This is a genomic window from Psychroserpens damuponensis (assembly GCF_000826655.1).
GTDB lineage: Bacteria > Bacteroidota > Bacteroidia > Flavobacteriales > Flavobacteriaceae > Psychroserpens > Psychroserpens damuponensis.
The window spans coordinates 1-3,412 of record NZ_JXJO01000065.1; the positions used below are offsets into that span (position 1 = coordinate 1).

Genomic DNA, 3,412 nt, shown 5'->3' on the forward strand with positions numbered 1-3,412 from the left:
GAAGATTTTATAAAAAATGAATTTAAGCATGTTGATATTCTTATCAATAATGCAGGTATGTTACTTAACCAGCCTTTTGCAGAAACCACATTTAAAGATTTTTCTAAAGTTTATGAAACCAATGTGTTTGGTGTGGCCGAAATGACAAGAATTGTCTTACCATTTATGAAAAATGACGGACACGTAGTCACTATAAGCTCAATGGGTGGCATTCAAGGTAGTATGAAATTCCCAGGATTAGCAGCTTACAGTTCTAGTAAAGGAGCTGTAATTACCCTTACAGAATTACTAGCTGAAGAGTATAAAGAAACAGGACCACAATTTAATGTCTTAGCTTTAGGAGCTGTACAAACCGAAATGCTTAAAGAGGCATTTCCAGATTATCAGGCACCAACAACAGCTCTAGAAATGGCAGAATATATACAAGATTTTGCACATAATGGTAATAAATATTACAACGGTAAAGCATTACAGGTTTCTAATTCTACACCTTAATGATGTCTAAAATAAAATGTGTCATCTTTGATTGTGATGGTGTTTTAGTCGATAGTGAGCCTATAGGAAATCAAGTGCTTGTTAATTTAGCTAATGCTCTTGGAGCATCTATTAATTTAGATTATGCCTTTAAGAATTTTAAAGGAAAATCTTTAGAGGATTGTATGCATCAAATTTCAGTGTTGATACCTGGCGAATTGCCCAAAAATTTTGAAAGTCAATACCGATCATTGAGCTTTGAAAAATTTAGAAATGAAATTCAACCCATTGAAGGTGTTACCGATTTAATAAAAAATTTAAGCATTCCGTTTTGTGTGGCTTCAAGTGGCCCAGAAGCTAAAATTAAACTTAATTTAGAACTCACTGGCTTATTACCCTTTTTCACTAACCATATATTTAGTTGTTATACCATACAGAAATGGAAACCAGATCCAGCGGTTTTTATTTGGGCTGCCAAAACAATGGGATTTCAACCTAACGAATGTCTTGTAATTGAAGATAGCCTTTCAGGAGTTAAAGCTGCAAAATCAGGTGGTTTTAGAGTAGCAGGATTTACAGCTCATGATTATAATAATGAGTTAAAACATCATGCTAGTTTTACGTTTGATGCCATGGAAAAATTAGAATTATTTCTTTGAGATTTTAGTTTTCACATTCAAACGCCACATTAAATAATCATTCTTATGGCAAGAGAAATTGGAAATATAAGAAGAGATATTATAAAAATATATTTGCCATGTGTTCTATCGTTTTGAGAATAGGAGTGTACTTTATGACCATTAGGTAATGTTTTTTTAGAAGTCCATAAAAAATAGCCAATAATTAAGCCTAGAAGTCCGCCTAATAAGGCAAAAATATATCCTGCAGCAATCCAAGGTTTTTGGTTGCCTTCAGGTTTTGATAAATCTTCTATGCGTTGTTTTTTAAGAGAATCAAGGAGGACTTTGTCTATTGGTTTTCCTCTATCTTTTAATAGTTTTTGAGCTAGTGTATAATCAAATTTGTTCCATTCGTCGGCTTTAAGAAGTATGTCATAAAGCTCTTCGTTAGAAAACTCAAAAAGATAATAGTTGGGATCAATAGTGTTGAGCTGTTTTTCGGCCTCATGCTCTAAAATTAATTCTGCTTTTTCAAAGTCAGTTTGTTGTATTCTCACCTCGACACTATCTTGTAATGACGAACCAACATTAAATGTCACATCAACAGGCGGAGAATTATCATCTATTATAAATTCTATTCCGTGAGTATTGAGAATTGAAGTTAGCTCAACCGCAAGTTCAAGATTAGAAAATCTTCTAAAAATAGAATATTGGTTACTCATCTTTATATTCATTAAAATTAATCCCAACACCATAATTATTGAGGTTGGTTTTTAACAGGCTAGATTCTATGCCATTTCCTTTTTTAAACTGCACCCAATTATTTCCATTAATAAAAACACGTTTAATATACGTGTTATGAGCATTAATTTCATTTGTAAATGGTAATAAAGGCCTAAAATTAGTTGGGATTTTTACCATACCAACTTTACCCTTTATCTCTTTGTATTTTTTGTTAGGTAATAGTTTTCCGTTTTGATCTGTATAACCTAAGACTTGCAGCGAGACAAAGAAACCATCTTCTGGAATAAATAAATCATGCTTTGTAACATCCAATTCAAACTCATCACCATCGTCTTCGGTTGCTCTAAATACAATATTTGTATAGGTCATGACGTCACCTGGAAGCCCATTATCATTTTTATAAAATTTAACTTTAAATAAGGTTGAGAATTTGCGCTTATCAGCATTGGCACGTTTTCGCTTTTTCCAATCTTTAGATTCTAACGCAAATGGGAATAAAACAGAAGTTATTTTTTTAAGTTTATCATTTCCGTTAGGAAAAAATACCGCAATCTCACTCTCAATAGTAGGCAACCAACATTTATAATAGTCATCATCTAGATACGGTTTTATGGTTTCCTTTTTAAATTTTCTATCAATTTTGGCGGTAACAATAACTTCATCTAATCTGTTAACGTCCACCTTCATTTCAATAGTTTTTGGCAAATTAGCAGTAGCCAAAGCTAAATCTTTATAACCTAAAGATGAAATAAATAGAGAATCTACATCTTTATATAATTTTTTGGTGAATATAAAAAGACCATCGTCATCGGCAAATACACCTTGACCATCACCAAAAGATATGGTAGCATATGATACAGGATATTTGGTCTCAGAGTCAATAATTTTGGTTTGAGCTGAGGTGTTAATTGCAACAAGTAAAAAAAGTAGGGGTAACGCTTTAAGAAAATTGTTCATTTTAGGGCAAACTTAAGGTTTGGTCTAAAGATACAATTTACTTTTAGCAAATAAAAAACCGCTACCAATTGAAAACGTTCTCAATTAGTAGCGGCTTAAAGAGTGATGAGTTCTCGTTTAGTCCTTGTCTAAGTTTTTGGTAATGAAAAAGCCAATAAATAAACCAACGCCAGCCATAAGAAACGTCGTCGCAGGATAAACGGCATCTACATCTAAATTGGTATAGCTATCTAATAATGATGCTATAAAAAGCCCAGATCCAATACCTATAAGTAATAAAGCGAGATTGAGTATGAGTACTTTCCAAATAGTAGCTGTTTTACCTTTGCCTCTCATAAAAATTGAAGCATCTGCACCTTTTTCTATAAGTGCTAAACGTTCTTTGTTTCTTGTTGAAAAGTATAAGTAGAATACTCCAAAAATTGCACCAAATATAATTGGTATAATGATTAATTCTGATCCCATAATGATTCGTTTTTAATTGATTAATTTTAAATGTTCTGATCTTATGACGCCTACTTTTTAATTATGGTTACAGATTTTCTAAAAAAAGTTACAAAATTTTTTTTCAAGTGTTGAACGTCGTTACAGTATCTCAATTTTTTTTCTTCGGAAAT

The 3,412-nt window shown here is 32.1% G+C and carries 5 protein-coding genes; 2 read left to right on the plus strand and 3 right to left on the minus strand.

The genetic code is table 11. The features are described 5' to 3' along the window. Positions 1 to 495, plus strand: a 495-nt coding sequence (locus tag TD29_RS17350; RefSeq protein ID WP_040282778.1) for an SDR family NAD(P)-dependent oxidoreductase, incomplete at its 5' end; no start/stop codon positions are given. Further along, positions 495 to 1,133, plus strand: coding sequence for an HAD family hydrolase (locus tag TD29_RS17355; protein WP_241485298.1), 639 nt, complete (start codon positions 495 to 497; stop codon positions 1,131 to 1,133). The genes TD29_RS17350 and TD29_RS17355, both read left to right, overlap by 1 nt. Before the next feature lie 29 nt (positions 1,134 to 1,162). Here the strand turns inward: TD29_RS17355 and TD29_RS17360 are convergent, their stop codons facing one another. The 3 genes from TD29_RS17360 to TD29_RS17370 all read right to left on the minus strand — a co-directional run bounded on the left by TD29_RS17360 (position 1,163) and on the right by TD29_RS17370 (position 3,260). Then, positions 1,163 to 1,816, minus strand: a complete 654-nt coding sequence (locus TD29_RS17360) for a hypothetical protein (protein WP_040282782.1) — start codon at positions 1,814 to 1,816, stop codon at positions 1,163 to 1,165. After that, positions 1,809 to 2,795, minus strand: coding sequence for a peptidase associated/transthyretin-like domain-containing protein (locus TD29_RS17365; RefSeq protein WP_040282784.1), 987 nt, complete (start codon positions 2,793 to 2,795; stop codon positions 1,809 to 1,811). The genes TD29_RS17360 and TD29_RS17365 overlap by 8 nt, the downstream gene beginning before the upstream one ends. A gap of 117 nt (positions 2,796 to 2,912) precedes the next feature. Continuing rightward, positions 2,913 to 3,260, minus strand: coding sequence for a DUF6249 domain-containing protein (locus TD29_RS17370; protein ID WP_040282786.1), 348 nt, complete (start codon positions 3,258 to 3,260; stop codon positions 2,913 to 2,915). Positions 3,261 to 3,412 lie beyond the last annotated feature (152 nt).

Coding starts and splice junctions, on each gene's coding strand:
- TD29_RS17355 (WP_241485298.1), top strand. CDS start 495: ATGATGTCTAAAATAAAATGTGTCATCTTTGATTGTGATGGTGTTTTA.
- TD29_RS17360 (WP_040282782.1), bottom strand. CDS start 1,816: ATGAGTAACCAATATTCTATTTTTAGAAGATTTTCTAATCTTGAACTT.
- TD29_RS17365 (WP_040282784.1), bottom strand. CDS start 2,795: ATGAACAATTTTCTTAAAGCGTTACCCCTACTTTTTTTACTTGTTGCA.
- TD29_RS17370 (WP_040282786.1), bottom strand. CDS start 3,260: ATGGGATCAGAATTAATCATTATACCAATTATATTTGGTGCAATTTTT.